This is a genomic window from Yersinia sp. LJYL362 (assembly GCF_048323875.1).
This window is the reverse complement of sequence record NZ_JBLWEX010000312.1, coordinates 20,613-36,174: the sequence shown is the minus strand read 5'-3', so window position 1 is coordinate 36,174 and position 15,562 is coordinate 20,613. Positions and strand designations below refer to the sequence as shown.

Sequence of the window (15,562 nt, the reverse complement as noted above, 5' to 3'; positions counted from 1 at the left end):
ATAATTTAAATGACGGGTAATGTGACCTTCATTGACAGATTGTGACCTCAAAATCAGAGTGTCACATAATCGAACGTATATGTGATAGGAAATAGTATGTTAATTGGTTATATGCGGGTATCGAAGGCAGACGGGTCACAGACGACGGACTTGCAGCGCGACGCGCTCATCGCTGCTGGCACCAACACCGCACATATCTATGAGGATATGGCTTCGGGTAGGCGCGATGATCGCCCTGGATTGACTGCCTGCCTGAAAGCACTCCGCGAAGGAGACACTCTGATGGTATGGAAACTCGACCGTCTCGGTCGAGACCTACGCCATCTCATCAATACAGTACATGATCTGACTGTGCGTAGAGTTGGATTGAAAGTGTTGGCAGGACACGGCGCAGCGATCGATACGACGACTGCTGCCGGTAAGCTGGTCTTTGGTATTTTTGCGGCACTGGCTGAATTTGAGCGCGAGCTGATTTCCGAACGTACAGTTGCAGGGTTGGCTTCGGCCCGAGCTCGAGGTCGTAGCGGGGGGCGGCCATTTAAGATGACAACAGCCAAACTACGTTTGGCAATGGCGGCGGTGGGAAAACCGGAAACTAAGATAAATGAGCTATGTAAAGAACTTGGCATTACCCGTCAGACGTTGTACCGGCATATATCTCCGGATGGCCAATTACGAACTGATGGAATAAAACTACTCAGTAAGATATAAACTATTATTCCGGAATAGTCAGAAATTTCGGTGGCCCACAGATAAGGTATGGTAGTTAAAGAGATAACTATGTTAAATAAAAACAAATTAGCTGAAATATATAAAAAATTCGGTTTTACGCAAGAAAAAACTTATGATGACAATATAGCGGTGTATTCAATAAAAACAGGTCATTATCATAATGCCGACATCCTACCTTTGTTAGATGGAGTAGATGTCAATCAGACTTTTGAAGAATATAGACAACTGGGTTATGCATGTCAGATAAAAAAATACAACACTTATGAAGAAGCTCATAAGGAATTATTTGACGGTTTTTTTAGTGTCGAAACCACTAAAGAACGACTTATTAAAGATTATAAGATATTTACAGACGCTATAGTGAAGATCCACTCCTCAACTGCATCGTATTCATATATAAACTCTAAGTATTATATTAATGGGAGTGAAGGAGATTTAAATGTGGTTTCTGAGATTTTAGATAGAATAAACATAAATAAACCTATGCTTTTTTTGATTGAAGCAGCAGCAGGTTTTGGTAAAACATGTACAGCATATGAGTTGTTATTAGAGCTAGTGACAAAAAATATTGGCAAAATACCACTTTTTTCAGAGTTATCTCGAAACAGGCAAGCAAAAATATTTCGGTATGTATTACTCGACGAAATTGATAGGAGTTTCCCTCTTCTCAGTTCATCACTAGTTAGAAATGAAGTTCGTGCTGGAAATGTTCCTGTTATACTTGATGGCTTTGATGAACTTCTCCATGAAAGTACTAGTAACGATCAAGTAAACTATGAAAAAACAGAGCCAATGCTGGAAACCATTACTGAGTTATTGACTGACAGTGCAAAAGTGGTATTAACAACCCGTAGAACTGCTATTTTTGACGGCGATGATTTTCATCAGTGGATTGCTTCACATAAAGATGACTTTGATGTTATCAGAATAAGAATCCAGGAACCACAAATTGAAGATTGGATTCCAACAAACCGTTTGCAAGAAATTTCATCAGCAGGGTTCCCACTCGATAAGTTATCAAACCCAGTATTATTATCATTTTTAAGATGTATAGATGATAATGATTTTGAAAAAGTAGTCAAAGACCCAACAAAGATTGTTAGAAAATACTTTGACTCAATGCTTGAAAGGGAGAGGAAACGACAAGATTTATTAATGTCTATTGAAGATCAATATAAAATACTGAAGATCATAGCTGATGATATGGTGCAGGGAAATTATACATCTGAGTCTCGTGAATATATATCTCTCGTGATAGTGGAAAAAAATCTATCTTTGCTAGAAGCGACGAGAAAACTTTACACTGTTGACGAAAGGCCAACAACTGATGAGATTGTTAATAAGCTTGCTTCCCACGCGCTTCTTGACCGTTCAGGATCTGAAGGACAAGGTATCGGTTTTGTTAATGAATTTGTCCTCGGGAATTTCGTATCAGAAAATATTATTGATGACAGCAATAATGAATGGATCGGAGATAAACGTTTCATAGAACCCGCAGTGCAGTCTTATATGCCCAGAATTGATGATGAGAAAGAATTGCTTTGGCATAGCCTTGAATTTTCTTTAAATTTCATGTCAGGACATGACAAAATTTTGTACTGTCACAATCTATTAGGCAAAGTCCCATTAGATTTGAACCAAGATAGTGTTGAGCAATTAGTGATAACGAAGCTCAGTCTTGGCGATAAAAACACCATTACTGATACGATCTTTGTAGACTGTTCCTTCTTTAGTAGCGAACTCATATGTACAAATTTTCGTAATGTTACTTTTGTAGGTTGTTCTTTCATTGACTGCAGTTTTTTATATTTAGATGGTAAGGAAGATATTTACTTCCTTGGTTGTGACTGTAATAATGATGCCATTCAGCAAAAAATATTAGAATTAGATAATGAGTCTGATAATAACATTACAGATTGCGACATATATATACTTGAGAAATTTTGTCCGAAGGGGAGTGTTAGTTATTATAAACACAGGCCAATTAAAGGTTTGTGTGAAAATAACAATCATTTTTATCTTAATGAGATACTCTATACTATCCAGAAGCTTAAAAAAGAAGGCTATTTACTCACGCCAGACAAACGTTCATTCCTAGAATTAAATATGTCGAAAATATCAGAAATAAAAACAATTCTAGGGAGATCGGTATAATGTATAATGCAAATGAACTTCGTATAATTCAAAACTTACAGAATAATATTGAATGCGAACTCAATAGAATTGGTCTGTTATATCGTTTCTTTTCCAGAACAAAATCAGAAAGCTCTATTACTAAAAAATTTCTTAAAGAACCAGATAAATATTCAGAATACGGGAAAAAGATTCAAGATTTATTTGGCGTCAGAATTATTCTGTATTTTCCTGATGATTTACTAATAGCACAGGAAGCATTGAGTAAATTATTTCAAGTTGACTCAAAAACAGTTGATGAAGCTGCAACTGACAATTTCTCTGCCACTCGCTGTAATTATGTGTTTAGACTCCCGGTTGATTTATCATCTGATAGTGTACTTATAAAGAAATATTCATATATAGATAAGACTTTCGAAGTTCAGTTCAGAACTATTCTTTCAGAGGGTTGGCATGAAGTCGAACATGATTTACGTTATAAATGCAAGGACGATTGGAACGAGCACAGCGATCTCAGTCGTGCGTTAAATGGAATATATGCATCCCTTGAAACATCAGACTGGGGTATCATGAAATTATTTGAGGAGTTGGCATATCGAAATTATAAATCTTCATCATGGTCTGCTATGTTAAGAAACAAATTAAGACTGCGAATGGATGATTCTATTGATAGTAATATCATCGAAATAATAGATGAGAAAAACCTAGGGAAAGATTTCTTTAGAATTGACAGGAACAAACTTTTAACCCTTATGTTGAATTACGATATAGATATACCGATAAACCTCAATAATATTATATTCTTATGCAACCATTTTTTCGTTAAGTCTCTCGATCTAAAAAATATTGCTCCAAGATTAATTTTACAAAAATTTATGGATGCAGAGGAAAAATATAAGGAGAAAAAATTTTTGTCTTCTTGATGAGGTGATATTCAAAAAATAAAAGGTGCATAGGGATTAGGCTATGCACCTAATGTTGGATTTTTCGTATAATTTGGACAGCGTTTTTTCACATGAGTTATGCAAATCTGCCTTTAGTGACGGAATTTTCTGGGATTCCGGCGTAGAACCCCATGTTGATTCGAACCCAGATAATTTCCCTCAAAACTGGCAGGAAAAAGACATTAATGGATTTGAAATTGTAGTGGAAACGCTACAGTTTGATGTGATTGCAGATGACTCATAAATAAAAGGCCCTAAGGGGCCTTTTTTAGTGGGATGCCTGATGACCGAAGAGAGCGGCTTGTTTGCGGATATCTTTCATGTGTTCACCTGCCGTGCCGTATTTTTTCAGTGCATCGATGACATTTAAATTTTCTTCATCATCGAAAAAATACATTGCAGTCAAGAACGAGGTTTTAGTGACTGGACTAAAATCTCCCAGCAACATTAAAACTTCTTCCAGCCCATCAATCATGCGGTTTCCGTCAAACTGGAATGTCGGGAATTTGCTCTCGCCCCCTACCTGCACTGCCAGCAATTTTTTTGCTTTCAGTCGATTGTTAATTGTCTGTCTTTTTACTCCGAGGATGTCAGCTGCTTTACTTGCCCGGCATGTTCCGCCGAGTCTCTTCAAACGTTCTGCAAATTTGACCGCGCTTTCATTTAGATGATCCATTTTGCGTTTTTCACGCGGTGACATCTCAGAAGACCGGTCTAGTTGTGTTTCAAAAAAGAGTTTAGCCAGCTCGTTGTCTGTCATGTTGCGAGCGGTGGTTAGCTGTTTTTTTTCAGCTAATTTTGCCACTAACTCGACTGCCAAATTTGATAAGCGGTCCAACACGGCAATTTGCTCTGTGGACAGTGGTTTGCGGCATTCTTTTTGAATTGTGCTAGTCATATTTACCTCTCTTTGACACTTAGAATAGTCACATAAGAGTAAAGTGTCAAATTAAAACGACGTGAAAATATACAGATTGAACCGGTGGTGTTGTCGTCATAGGGTGTACTCCCGCGCTATACGCTGTTTTCCGTGGGCTTTGTTTAATCGGATAACCTAAATGCGATACCGCTAAGGCGATAATTTTAAAGCGACAGCCCTTGTACTAAATCAATCCCTTGCAGGCTCTTGTGGTTAAATAATGCGCTAAACGTACAATAATGTGCGATCTCCAAACTGACCCCATATTGAAGAAGGTGACGAGATAGAACGTGAAATGCCTGGGAATAGTAAGGAAACCTATATTGTGCTTGAACCCGGATTTTATCATGGATTGGCGGGGATTCCGGCTGGGTATCAAATGGATGTGACAAGAAAAACATCAGTCGCGTCGTCAGTACCATTATCACCTCAACAATCATTACCTGTTCATGTAAGTAACACTTATAACTTTCATGGGGCTAACAGTAGAGAAAATAATAACTCTACCGATAACTCATACAAGTACACTGGCAGTAGTGAAAATTTAAAAGAAATATTTGATTTTATTGCCTCGGCGCGAAAAAAAATTGAGTCTGCTGCATTAGATAAATCAGTACTAAATACAGCAAATCAAAGTTTGGATATTGTTGAAAGCCTATTGAAAACCGCTGAACCTTCTAAGTCCATTATCAAAACGCTACTTAGTGCGCTCCCATTTACTGTACAAGCCTTGCCTTCTATTCTTAAACTTATCGAGATGTTCAGTAATAACTGAAACATTCGCTCACTGCTGGATAATACCTGTAGTGAGGACGTTTAGTCTCTTTTTCTCTGGATTAGGTTTTACCCTAAAACCACCTAATAGCTTTACTTTTATACTAGATCACAGATATATGAATGTAATTAGTTTATAATTAAATTTCGTTTAATGGAGATAATCTATGTTACCAAAAATTGATAAGACCAGAACTACCGAAGGCAATTTTTCGATTAACCAATCCAAAGGTATGGTAGGTAAAACAGTCAAAGAGGTGCATTTTGGTTTTGCGGAAACTCATAAGTCAGTTCATGATTGTGAGGTTTTAATCATAGAATTTACTGATGGGACTAAATTAGCTATATCAACCGGCTCTAATGTCCAGAATGTCTGTCATGATCACCCTAAACTTAAACCTAATGACTTTCATACCGATCTCGATTTGACATGGGAACGCTAGATATATAGTTTTAATTGATACTTAGAATAAGAGCAATAAAATACATTTTTAATTGAGGAGAGGGGGAGTAAATGTCCGATACGATTAGAAAAAAATTCGATATTCCTGAAAATCATACTTTAAAGGAAATTTCCATGGAGTAGAAAGGAGCTAGAAAAGGTCGTGATAATGATGAATATATTTATGAACAATTAAATGAAAATGGTGAGGTAGTTGCCTCTTATGTTGAAATTCATTCAACATCAACTTATCCACCTTTTGCCACAAGCATTACAGTAACAAAATCCTAGATTGATAATAGAAGGACGCAATTAATGCGTCCTATTTTTTGTGCTGAATTAGTATATACTCTAAAATAACTTACTTTCGCGTGATATGATCTAATAAAGATTAAATAATATAAGAAAATTAGTGGGTGAATATTTAAATGATGTATCATTATATAGACCTAAATGCCGCAAAATCCATCATAGAAAATTCAACAATTGGATTAACCGATATTCGTTTTTTGAATTATAAAAATGAATTAAATCAAGGGTTGAAATTCTAAAGGCTGCAATGTACGAATTTGTGTTATCTAATGAAATAAATGATATGGCTTTTTTAATTCCAAATTATCATAGGCAACAGAAAGCGCATCAGCGGAACGGTACAGTAATTTTTTCTCTCAAAACTCAGTCTTGCCATCTTTAGACCCTCTTGTTAATCGTGGGTTGTGACATATGTCTGTCAAGGCTATCAGCTTCTTGTCTGACACTCAGTATCACTTATTTATCATCACATTAGTCATGATTTTGTATTTCCTTATTAAGGGAGTCAGGTGTATCGGTTTGGCAATTATTGATGCTGCTTTCCCCCTGCCTCTTGGGTTTACGCGAAAAGGGCCAAACTAGAATCAGTCGCACAGCGCATTCTTTAAATGTGAGACATCTTCAGTAGACGAACGCTTAGCGTAGGGTTTCGCCCCATCGGCCCTCAAACTCTAACGATTAAAACTCCATTGCATCATCACCCTTATTTTCCGATGTTATTAAATGCTCAGAAAATGTTATAGGGTGAGTCTCCTTCTTATAAACGACGCTTTTAATTTTATGTATTTCCAGACTCTTCTCATCGAGACGTATTACACCATGATGTTCACGATTATAATTAACTAAGCTATTTGAGTTGAGTTTATTAACTAATAATGTGATTCTTGGGTCGAATATATAGAATGAACCGTTGTCATTATGATCATATTCATACAAATCGACACTATATTCCCTACTCTCCCCTTCATTATTAGCGAACGCAACTTTAGCGGATTTACTGAATAAAACGATATTCAGCTCGTTTTTATCGTGTTGCATACTGCTCACTTGAGTTGACTCAAATGATATACCGTCTAACTTACAGTTTTGCAATAAGCCCAGGTATTCAGAGACGGCTTGTGTAATAAGATATTCGTGCCCCTTCGCTTGCCCTAATACAGGGATGGTTAATTTATTGGATAAGGTTCTTAGAAAAAGAATTTTATCCCGTTCAACTAAGCCCTCGGGATCAAAGCGGCTTGCCCCTGAATGGCTCAGCGATTTGAATGCTGAAAGGTCGAGTATTCGCAGTTCGCGAAGGGGGTAAAATGTCGCCACGATAACAGAACTGCCGACGGCGGGTCTTACCTCTGCGATGGCGATATCCGGTGATGTCGATCCGTAGAACACAGGTACGCCATGTGCATTCATCCTGCCTGGTGTTGCCAGAATTGATGGCGGTGGCCCTAACTCAGCCTCTGGATGCGTGAGTGCTTTTTCGAGGGCTTGATCATCATTAAAAACGCGCGCTCTGAATAAAGGGTCATTGGTATTTAATTTTTTAATGACGGTATCGCTGTGAACATTTATATCGGCAAACAATTCATCCAGAAATTTTTTCGCCCCGCTGTTGAAGAATCGCGCTTCTGTTAACAGGGAGTTGGATATATCTTCCCATTTTTGGTTAAAAGTGCTTGTATGCCAATTTATTGGACTGTAGGTATATTCCTCACTGTATTGACTCTCCTCGTTATAATCATTAAATTGGTCATAAAGTGACGCAATAATATCGTTTGCGACATCCTCATCAACCTCAAGTTCTTCCTGGATAATATAATTGAGGTCATCCCCTGTAGGTTCTCCCTCATAATTACAGTCCGCTATCTCATAGTGATTGGCTAACATAACATCCACTTTGCCCGCCAGTTCTTCTATGCTGATAGTTTCTGTTTTCTCGTTACAATAGCTGCATTCGTTATCTGTATTACCGGTTTTTATTATATCGTTTTGAATATATATTTCATTGACGCAGTGGTGACAAATATATTTTTCTTCCCACATTCATTCATTCCTTATGAATACACGGTAAGCTGAGTTAGCGATTGACTCTATATTAGCGTAATCGTTATTCAGGCAGTATCTAAAGATAGCGAGATGTCGCCAGTGGCCTGCCAAAGGGCCATATCGCTTCTTTGGCGGTTCACTTGGCTTTAGCCCAGGAGTGCCAACTTTGCTATTCACCCCCTGAATGTCTGCTATAATCCTTTTTGTCTCAAAGGCTTGCAGTCCGTTTGAGGCAGGCTTTCGGGGCGTGTTGGGCGCGTTACGCCCCGAAAGCCACCCCGCAGTTATTGGTTTTATCCCTATCCTGCCGGAAACTCCCAAAAAATTACCATTTTCGACAATGACCGATCACCGATTTATTGTTATCGACCATCAAGGCGCTTTACGTCAAAATAATCCCATTCAGGGCAACATGCGGATTTTAAAATGTTGAGCGTTATCCCTCACGATGGGGGGCAGAATTCACGTAGCGCGATCGGCGCACCGGCCCCGTTCTTTCACTATGGCCATGCACTCGCATTGCGAAACATGGTACTGGCCACTGGCGATGCAGAATTACCGCTCTATTTACTGGCCCCTGAAATTACCGTGTTGCTGGCCTACTTCCCTGATCTGCGTCAACGGCTGTTTATCGATACGCTGTGGAACACCGGCGCGAGGCTCAATGAAGCGCTGGCGCTGACACCGGCATGTTTTCATCTCGATGCGGTGTCGCCGTTCGTGGTGCTCAAGACCTTAAAGCAACGTACCATTGGCAAAGGCCGCCCGAAAAACGGACAGGCGCTTAAACGTATTGTGCCGCTGCTCGATGCGGATTATGTGGAACGGCTGCGGGAGTATGTCGCCACGTTCAGACCGAAAAAGCATGAACCGTTATGGGTGAACAAAAAAGGGGAGCCGGTCAGTGATGAAACCCCTAGGGGATGGATCAGGGCGGCGGTGAGTCGGGCAGAGCGTGACAGCGTAACGTTTAGCTTGCCGGTCATTACCCCGAAAACCTTTAGACACAGTTTTGCGATGCATCTGGTGCAGCATGGTGTGGCGTTCAAAGTGGTGCAAACCTACATGGGCCACAAGGACGCCGCCAGTACCGAGGTGTATACGCGGGTTTTTGCGCTCGATGTGGGGGCGCAGTACGGGGTACGGTTCAGCATGGCCACCAGTGATGCGAGAGCATTGATTACAGGGTCGGGAAAGTTACCCGCATAATTCATCGCCGGTAACGGCTTAACGTGAGTGATGACAGGATGAAAGTAAATATCTCTATGGAAGAGATTTTCGGCGATAAAATCAAAGAAATAAGGGAGAGAGAGGCAGAACACCGTCCCAATATTGCATGGTTCTCTAACTTAGATCCCGATAAGTTACTTACCTGTATGCCGAAATATGATTTTGGATCTTTTGAATCCATCCCCCTGGACAATTCTGGGTTAACGTTTCCGGCGTTTGAGGATATCAACTTTACCGTCCCTCTGGTCGGTTTTCAGCGCAGCCATGCCAAGGTTGTGTATGTCGATGGATTGAAATTTGTGAGCAATTTCGGTTCCGATGCATTCTGCATTGACCCGCGCCGGTGGCACAAAATTAAAACCTATATAGCCAAAGGCCAGGTTGTGTACCCGGAGGCTTGTTCGGAAGGATTTGGAGTATGGGATGGGCGACATCGCACGCTGCTGTTGATGCAACTGTACAACCGACGTACTGTTCCGGTGGTTATCAGTGAAGTTCACTATGACACGTTTATGACGGCCGCGAAGAATTGTGGTGCAGTGTAACCTGTGTTAAAACCGGGTAACTGTCTGGATTTGGTAAAAGTTGCGTTTACCAAGCACGTTTCCATGTCTCTGCACTACCCAATTAACGCCTTAGATTTAGCTCTGACTTCAGCTAATTCTAATGCCGTAACACGCCCTTTCCGAGTTGCATTTCGTTTGCGCCAATCCAGGCTTTTTATCTGATCAGATAAAACAGCACTTGGTCTTGTCCCAGCGATGAGCACTTCAAACGGATATCCCTTTATTTGTGTGGTCATAGGGCAACACAACATCAATCCTACCTTTTCATTATATACAGCAGGACTAAGTACCAGGGCCGGGCGATGGCCAGCTTGCTCATGGCCAGCCTGCGGATCAAAATCAAGCCAAACAATATCGCCAGCGTCAGGAACGTAGGTTTTCATTTAAAGAGCCTCATTTCCTACTGGTAATCCAAAATCTATTTCATGATGAATATTTCCAGGGGTTACACTGGCTAAGAGGGATTGAAGAGATACCTCTTTAGCACGCACCGGTACAAGGACTATGCGGCCATCTTGAACCTGAATATCTACCGTATCATCAATCTTCAAACTAGCCGCTTCCGTAACGGCGACAGGTAATCTCACAGAAAGACTATTGCCCCATTTTTTAACTATTGCTTGTGCCATAACTCCTCCATTACATGCGTATCAACATTGTTGATACACTACGTGTTAAATTTTCTTGTGTCAACAATGTTGATACATGCTGTGATGTGAGCCGATGAACGTAAGATGCACATCAAAATATCAAATGGTGTACTCACTCTAGTTAAGTAGCTTTACATATCTCTCGTCTTCGACCATTGAGTAGCCATATCGCTTTAAGTTGTATTGCTTCGCAAACATTGCTTTGCAGGAATGGGGGGTTGTGCGCTATAGGATACCGTACAGCCTACGGCTGGCATTCGCGGCCATATCCATCCAATTCACATGGTATTAATTTGCCGCTTACATGCCCTGGCGGGCATATAATTTCGCATGCGAAATCTAGGTATCTTAAAAGAGGCTTTTTTTGTTTATTATATATCTATATTGATATATAAATTTATTTGTGTATAATAATCAACATAGAAGAGCGGAAGGCCGCTTTTCTCCTATCGGCGAAACGCCATACTCACAGGAGTTTATATGTATAAGAACGAAGCCATTCGTAAAGCAGAAATTCTAGAAGCAACCCCTGCCATTGCAGAATATCTCAATGATATCCCTACCCAAAAGGCGGAACAGGCTTTTAGCAATATGTCGTTTAGACCGGATCGTCGTGCCTTCGACTGCCAGCTAGATTATGCAATGCGCCTCAACCAACAAAAAACCTTGGTGTTAGGTCGTATCGAATCAGCTCAGCAGAATGGTGCGATCCTTATTGAGGATTGGGAGGTAGAATTCAGTAAGTGGTTTGATTCATTCCATGCTCGGCTCAAAACGGCATATTTGGGCTATTTGTCGACCATGAGTGGTTGTGCCAACTCAATGATAACCGGCCCGGCAAACTTCCCCGTTGAGCGTATGCGTAAACGTGGTCGTATTGCAGATGATAAGTACCGGCAACTACACGAATATACTCAAAAAGCACCAGAGCGTTTTCTGCGCCGGATCATGCCATTCGGTGATGGAACCATCATTCAATCAAACGCACCGAATGCCACAGAATTACTCAGCAATAAAATTGCTCGGATGGAAAAGACACACGCGGAAATGATCGGGGCAAACAAGATTGTCCGTAAAACCTTTAAAGGCGGATCTGCTGAGGGCGTTAGCCAAGAAGCACAACAAAATTGTGCGCTGGCGTTAGCAGAGTATTTGAGCATTCCTCTGGATAAGGCGTTGAACATTTTAGAACCTAGCCCGTATCACAGTCATCGTAAGGTTGTGGCGTTTTATTCATATCAGTTGGCTAATCACAGTGCAGAGATAGCACGCTTAAAACAGAGACTGGCTGGAGTTAATAAATTGCAAAATGACAGTTTATTTATCGAGCAAACTCTGACAAACGGAATTGAAATTAAACTGAGTGAAGACGGAAAAATTGAAGTACATTTTGGCTATAAACCGGATGAACAGACACGTCGTATGCTTTGTGATAACAGCTTTAAATTTTCCCGTTATCGTAATAATGCGTGGGTTAGAAAGTTCACGCCGAATGCTCAGGCAGTCTTTAGCCGGATAGTGAAACCAGCCCTAGAAAAACTGCCACAAAAGTAACATATCAGTGTTGATTTATAATGGATGCTGTAGTATATTAAACCGTATCCAGTGGATGGCCACTGGATACATCAGGCGTAACGCCAGGCTCAAAGGAGACACCATCATGCAAAGCAACACAATCACAGGCCGCTTACTTAAACCCGTTAGTTTGATTAAGAAAGATGACGTTACCTATTGTCGTCTTACTGTTGCAGAGAGCAAAAAACGCAATAATGTTTCTACAGTTATTGAGTTCGCAGCCTACGATGAGTTGGCTCTGCGTGCTGAACGTCAATTAGATATAGGTGACCTGATCGTCGTCCATTTCATTGTTAAAAACTCTCAGTATGAAAAAGATGGCGTTAATTATCACGGCTATAGCTTTACCGCTGAGAGTTTCGAATACCTCGCGGCAGGAAAAGCGAAGCAAACTCGTTCTCAATCTATGGCCCATCAACAATAATTTAATTATTTCGCATGCGAAATTTTAGAGGGATTTAACAATGGAAAACAGTCGTTCATCCGAAGCACTCGGTTTAGTTATTGTTGTTGGGAATCAGAAAGGTGGTGTTGTTAAGTCGCAGTCAACGAACGAGCTTTCTTATGATTTGCAACAATCGGGTTTTAAGACTCTGGCCATTGATATGGATTGGACCGCAGGATTAACCGAGCGCAGTTTCCCTGATGGAATGCCAATCGAAATTGAGCGCGAACCTTTTAAGCATGAGTTTTCGCCGGGGGAAGCACACTCATACCAATTATTCTTTCCCAATACGATTGTGAAGCCGATCCCGTTAGCCGATGGTCGCCATTTTATCGGCACCACATACGAGTTAAACGAAATTAACTATCGGCCACAGGACTGTATTTTTGATTTTAAAGACCGGATAGATGAGCTGCGTAAAGAGTACGATTACATTGTTATCGATTCTAACCCGTCATACTCAAATGTCATGATCGCCAGCCATCTTGTCGCAGACTATCTGATTATCCCTACCCTATTGGAGAAGTCTTCCCGGAATGGTGTGGCTAAACAATTGGGTTATATGCAGAAAATAAAGAAGAATCTAAACCCAAAACTAGAATTTTTAGGGGTTTACGTTACTCAAGCTGTAGTGTCCAACTATAAAAAAGACCTTCTGGATGGGCGATTGACGGCGGTCGATACCGAAAACCTAAGATTGTTATTTGAGATCTTACAACTAAACGGGTATTCGACAGAGAAAGTGTTGGCTTACATTTCCTATGTTTCCACCACAGCAAAAGAAGCCATTGAGCTGGGACTGACATTTAAAGAGTATGCCCCAAAATCATTACCAGCATTGCAGTACGAAGAGCTAACACAAAAACTGATCAGCCTGACGCAGGGAGCCTGATATGGCTAAGAATTTTAAAAAACAATTGTCAGTACGTAATCAAGAAAAAACGCAAGCGGCGGCAGTGCCAGGTATTCAAGAGAACCTGCTTATGCGTGAACCTGTTATACCCCCATCACCCGTTGCGGGACATAGTTTACTTTCTGATATATCGCGGCCTGAACTCGCGCCAGCTGGGCATATCATCCGTGTTCGATTAGATGAAGTCTATTCAATCGAGCAGGTGCGCCCAGATGAAGATTTTGAAGAGGAAACGCTCAAGGGGATGGAGGAAACATATGACGAAGTTGGCATATTGACGCCGCCGCGTGTGTTCCCTCGTGATAAAAATGGCTACAAAATTTGGTTCGGTGAAACCCGTATACGGAGTGCTCGCAGGCATGGTGATGAGTATATTGATGTATACGTTGGTTTACCTCCAAAAAATGACAAGGTGCGGCTACTTGGTCAGCTGATTGAAAACCTACATCAGTCGGGTTTAAAGCCACTGGCAGCAGCAAACGCTATGCTTGAACTGAAAACAACGTGGGGCATGAACGGTGAGCAGATAGCGAAATCACTTGGTAAACCGGTTTCCTTTGTCAGTAAGCATATGCGGTTATGTGATGCGCCGGCGGTAATAAGGGACTTACTGAAAGATAAGATTACGGGCGATGTCGATCTTGTCTATACGCTGTGCCAAATCCATGACCGATCACCTGAGATTGCCGAACAGCTAGCTCAGACAGCAAGAACCAAGACGTTAACACGGCAGGCAGCGAAAGCGGAGTTGGGTAAGTTGAAGAACCCTAAGACTCCAGCTGATACTGAGAAGCTAAATAAGCCAACTGAGAATAATCAGTCAGTCGTCACGAAAGAACAAACTTCTCCGAAAAATGAACTCACGATCCTGCCAACAACACAGGGAAACGAAGCGGGCAATACGTCGATTAATGAGATTAAGCCGCTTGATGCCAAAACATCATCTAGTGCAGCCGCCGTGAGCCAGAAAGAGAATCGCCTGATTGTTCGAGTCGATGGCCAGATTGGCTATTTACTCATAAACAAAATGGCAGAGGAGTATGGCCAGGTGTGGGTAAAGCTGGAAATAGGCGAATTATGTGTTGAGGCTAAGTCAGTGGCCTTGGTTGGTATCAAAGAGGCTTAGATGACTAATACCCCCTTTTCAGAGCTGTCACGGGCGTTTCGCGCCCGTGTTGTTAAAACGTGGATTATGTCGACTGATCTTTCAGCTGCTGTCGGGGCGGAAATGTTGAAGGACACCGGCGTTAAACATGATTTTGTGAGGCGTGATAATCCAGTGCTGGGTTCATCGTTGGCGGGATGGGCTAAAGACGGTCACACACCCTTATGGGCTTCTCAGTCGGCATTAGTTCTATTGTTAGAAAAGAACTGGTCACCGGTTAGCCATGAAGACTGGGCGGGCTTTGCCGCGATATTCATCAAAATACATAGGGATGCTGACTTTGAAACTTTAATTGATTCGGTGCCTGAATCAATTAATAGAGACATTGCTGCGGGTTGGTTAAGTGCTGCAATTGAAGAAGATGCGCGTTACAAAGTGTCAAAGAAAAAGGCGAGAACATGACATTTCGAGAGCTTGAAAAAATCATTGTTGCTACGGGCCGGAAAGGTGATGCGTTGCTGCTCCTTTCGCTATTGCTGGATTATTTTGATAACGGGATAGTGTGCGTCGATATTGATACTGTGATGGCTGAAACCGGTTTAAAAAATGCGAATATCTCTGCGGTCACAAATCGCCTGAAAGACTTGGGAGCGCTCACAATCTTGTATAAAGATATACGCAATGACGATAGTTTGTTTTCTGAGGTAAGAAATGGCCGTTGGTCAAAAGCATACTACAAACTTCCCCCGGCAATTTTACAATTGTATCGCAGAGAATAA

The 15,562-nt window shown here is 41.2% G+C and carries 18 protein-coding genes; 14 read left to right on the top strand and 4 right to left on the bottom strand.

Annotated features, from left to right (window positions below):
- Nucleotides 1-96: 96 nt before the first annotated feature.
- From ACNSO8_RS25360 to ACNSO8_RS25345, 4 genes are all read left to right on the top strand, one after another.
- Nucleotides 97-711 carry a recombinase family protein gene (locus tag ACNSO8_RS25360; protein ID WP_050111157.1) on the top strand — a complete coding sequence of 205 codons (615 nt, stop codon included), beginning with the start codon at nucleotides 97-99 and terminating at the stop codon, nucleotides 709-711.
- Between the two features lie 69 nt (nucleotides 712-780).
- A complete protein-coding gene (locus tag ACNSO8_RS25355) occupies nucleotides 781-2,886 on the top strand; it encodes an NACHT domain-containing protein (protein WP_050111155.1) in 2,106 nt (701 codons plus the stop codon).
- Nucleotides 2,886-3,788: a RelA/SpoT family protein gene (locus ACNSO8_RS25350; RefSeq protein WP_418396309.1), complete on the top strand. Its 903-nt coding sequence runs from the start codon at nucleotides 2,886-2,888 to the stop codon at nucleotides 3,786-3,788. The genes ACNSO8_RS25355 and ACNSO8_RS25350 overlap by 1 nt, the downstream gene beginning before the upstream one ends.
- A 43-nt stretch (nucleotides 3,789-3,831) precedes the next feature.
- Nucleotides 3,832-4,053 carry a hypothetical protein gene (locus ACNSO8_RS25345; RefSeq protein WP_418396308.1) on the top strand — a complete coding sequence of 74 codons (222 nt, stop codon included), beginning with the start codon at nucleotides 3,832-3,834 and terminating at the stop codon, nucleotides 4,051-4,053.
- Between the two features lie 24 nt (nucleotides 4,054-4,077).
- Here the strand turns inward: ACNSO8_RS25345 and ACNSO8_RS25340 are convergent, their stop codons facing one another.
- Nucleotides 4,078-4,707 (bottom strand): DNA-binding protein, encoded by a 630-nt coding sequence (locus ACNSO8_RS25340; protein WP_418396307.1) that lies wholly within the window; start codon nucleotides 4,705-4,707, stop codon nucleotides 4,078-4,080.
- A gap of 346 nt (nucleotides 4,708-5,053) precedes the next feature.
- Between ACNSO8_RS25340 and ACNSO8_RS25335 the strand changes: the two genes are divergently transcribed.
- Together ACNSO8_RS25335 and ACNSO8_RS25330 are read left to right on the top strand one after the other, a co-directional pair.
- Complete coding sequence (locus tag ACNSO8_RS25335; RefSeq protein WP_418396306.1) at nucleotides 5,054-5,503, top strand: hypothetical protein; 450 nt, start codon at nucleotides 5,054-5,056, stop codon at nucleotides 5,501-5,503.
- 166 nt (nucleotides 5,504-5,669) lie between these two features.
- Nucleotides 5,670-5,945 carry a hypothetical protein gene (locus ACNSO8_RS25330; RefSeq protein WP_418396305.1) on the top strand — a complete coding sequence of 92 codons (276 nt, stop codon included), beginning with the start codon at nucleotides 5,670-5,672 and terminating at the stop codon, nucleotides 5,943-5,945.
- Between the two features lie 989 nt (nucleotides 5,946-6,934).
- Here ACNSO8_RS25330 and ACNSO8_RS25325 read toward each other — a convergent pair.
- The gene (locus tag ACNSO8_RS25325; RefSeq protein ID WP_418396304.1) at nucleotides 6,935-8,296 is read right to left on the bottom strand and encodes an RES family NAD+ phosphorylase; all 1,362 of its coding nucleotides are present in this window, start codon (nucleotides 8,294-8,296) and stop codon (nucleotides 6,935-6,937) included.
- 429 nt (nucleotides 8,297-8,725) lie between these two features.
- Between ACNSO8_RS25325 and ACNSO8_RS25320 the strand changes: the two genes are divergently transcribed.
- Both ACNSO8_RS25320 and ACNSO8_RS25315 read left to right on the top strand, forming a co-directional pair.
- A complete protein-coding gene (locus ACNSO8_RS25320; protein ID WP_418396303.1) occupies nucleotides 8,726-9,508 on the top strand; it encodes a tyrosine-type recombinase/integrase in 783 nt (260 codons plus the stop codon).
- Between the two features lie 38 nt (nucleotides 9,509-9,546).
- Nucleotides 9,547-10,074, top strand: a complete 528-nt coding sequence (locus tag ACNSO8_RS25315) for a hypothetical protein (RefSeq protein WP_418396302.1) — start codon at nucleotides 9,547-9,549, stop codon at nucleotides 10,072-10,074.
- A gap of 74 nt (nucleotides 10,075-10,148) precedes the next feature.
- Here ACNSO8_RS25315 and mazF read toward each other — a convergent pair whose 3' ends face one another.
- Nucleotides 10,149-10,478: an endoribonuclease MazF gene (mazF, locus tag ACNSO8_RS25310; protein ID WP_025380182.1), complete on the bottom strand. Its 330-nt coding sequence runs from the start codon at nucleotides 10,476-10,478 to the stop codon at nucleotides 10,149-10,151.
- Nucleotides 10,479-10,724, bottom strand: a complete 246-nt coding sequence (locus tag ACNSO8_RS25305; protein ID WP_025380183.1) for an AbrB/MazE/SpoVT family DNA-binding domain-containing protein — start codon at nucleotides 10,722-10,724, stop codon at nucleotides 10,479-10,481.
- A gap of 501 nt (nucleotides 10,725-11,225) precedes the next feature.
- Here ACNSO8_RS25305 and ACNSO8_RS25300 point away from each other — a divergent pair.
- The 6 genes from ACNSO8_RS25300 to ACNSO8_RS25275 all read left to right on the top strand — a co-directional run bounded on the left by ACNSO8_RS25300 (nucleotide 11,226) and on the right by ACNSO8_RS25275 (nucleotide 15,562).
- Nucleotides 11,226-12,299, top strand: a complete 1,074-nt coding sequence (locus ACNSO8_RS25300) for a hypothetical protein (RefSeq protein ID WP_418396301.1) — start codon at nucleotides 11,226-11,228, stop codon at nucleotides 12,297-12,299.
- A gap of 106 nt (nucleotides 12,300-12,405) precedes the next feature.
- A complete protein-coding gene (locus tag ACNSO8_RS25295) occupies nucleotides 12,406-12,744 on the top strand; it encodes a hypothetical protein (protein WP_049615286.1) in 339 nt (112 codons plus the stop codon).
- 40 nt (nucleotides 12,745-12,784) lie between these two features.
- Nucleotides 12,785-13,657: a ParA family protein gene (locus ACNSO8_RS25290; protein ID WP_418396300.1), complete on the top strand. Its 873-nt coding sequence runs from the start codon at nucleotides 12,785-12,787 to the stop codon at nucleotides 13,655-13,657.
- Between the two features lies 1 nt (nucleotide 13,658).
- The gene (locus ACNSO8_RS25285; protein WP_418396299.1) at nucleotides 13,659-14,804 is read left to right on the top strand and encodes a ParB/RepB/Spo0J family partition protein; all 1,146 of its coding nucleotides are present in this window, start codon (nucleotides 13,659-13,661) and stop codon (nucleotides 14,802-14,804) included.
- Nucleotides 14,805-15,245, top strand: a complete 441-nt coding sequence (locus ACNSO8_RS25280; protein ID WP_145569140.1) for a hypothetical protein — start codon at nucleotides 14,805-14,807, stop codon at nucleotides 15,243-15,245.
- On the top strand, nucleotides 15,242-15,562 hold the full coding sequence (locus ACNSO8_RS25275; protein WP_418396298.1) for a hypothetical protein: 321 nt from the start codon (nucleotides 15,242-15,244) through the stop codon (nucleotides 15,560-15,562). The genes ACNSO8_RS25280 and ACNSO8_RS25275 overlap by 4 nt, the downstream gene beginning before the upstream one ends.

Bases quoted from the DNA above. Each gene is read 5' to 3' on its own strand.
- ACNSO8_RS25345 (WP_418396308.1), top strand. From the start codon at position 3,832: ATGCACCTAATGTTGGATTTTTCGTATAATTTGGACAGCGTTTTTTCA.
- ACNSO8_RS25280 (WP_145569140.1), top strand. From the start codon at position 14,805: ATGACTAATACCCCCTTTTCAGAGCTGTCACGGGCGTTTCGCGCCCGT.
- ACNSO8_RS25290 (WP_418396300.1), top strand. From the start codon at position 12,785: ATGGAAAACAGTCGTTCATCCGAAGCACTCGGTTTAGTTATTGTTGTT.
- ACNSO8_RS25360 (WP_050111157.1), top strand. From the start codon at position 97: ATGTTAATTGGTTATATGCGGGTATCGAAGGCAGACGGGTCACAGACG.
- ACNSO8_RS25285 (WP_418396299.1), top strand. From the start codon at position 13,659: ATGGCTAAGAATTTTAAAAAACAATTGTCAGTACGTAATCAAGAAAAA.
- ACNSO8_RS25275 (WP_418396298.1), top strand. From the start codon at position 15,242: ATGACATTTCGAGAGCTTGAAAAAATCATTGTTGCTACGGGCCGGAAA.
- ACNSO8_RS25295 (WP_049615286.1), top strand. From the start codon at position 12,406: ATGCAAAGCAACACAATCACAGGCCGCTTACTTAAACCCGTTAGTTTG.
- ACNSO8_RS25355 (WP_050111155.1), top strand. From the start codon at position 781: ATGTTAAATAAAAACAAATTAGCTGAAATATATAAAAAATTCGGTTTT.
- mazF (WP_025380182.1), bottom strand. From the start codon at position 10,478: ATGAAAACCTACGTTCCTGACGCTGGCGATATTGTTTGGCTTGATTTT.
- ACNSO8_RS25300 (WP_418396301.1), top strand. From the start codon at position 11,226: ATGTATAAGAACGAAGCCATTCGTAAAGCAGAAATTCTAGAAGCAACC.
- ACNSO8_RS25340 (WP_418396307.1), bottom strand. From the start codon at position 4,707: ATGACTAGCACAATTCAAAAAGAATGCCGCAAACCACTGTCCACAGAG.
- ACNSO8_RS25350 (WP_418396309.1), top strand. From the start codon at position 2,886: ATGTATAATGCAAATGAACTTCGTATAATTCAAAACTTACAGAATAAT.
- ACNSO8_RS25305 (WP_025380183.1), bottom strand. From the start codon at position 10,724: ATGGCACAAGCAATAGTTAAAAAATGGGGCAATAGTCTTTCTGTGAGA.
- ACNSO8_RS25330 (WP_418396305.1), top strand. From the start codon at position 5,670: ATGTTACCAAAAATTGATAAGACCAGAACTACCGAAGGCAATTTTTCG.
- ACNSO8_RS25320 (WP_418396303.1), top strand. From the start codon at position 8,726: ATGTTGAGCGTTATCCCTCACGATGGGGGGCAGAATTCACGTAGCGCG.
- ACNSO8_RS25315 (WP_418396302.1), top strand. From the start codon at position 9,547: ATGAAAGTAAATATCTCTATGGAAGAGATTTTCGGCGATAAAATCAAA.
- ACNSO8_RS25325 (WP_418396304.1), bottom strand. From the start codon at position 8,296: ATGTGGGAAGAAAAATATATTTGTCACCACTGCGTCAATGAAATATAT.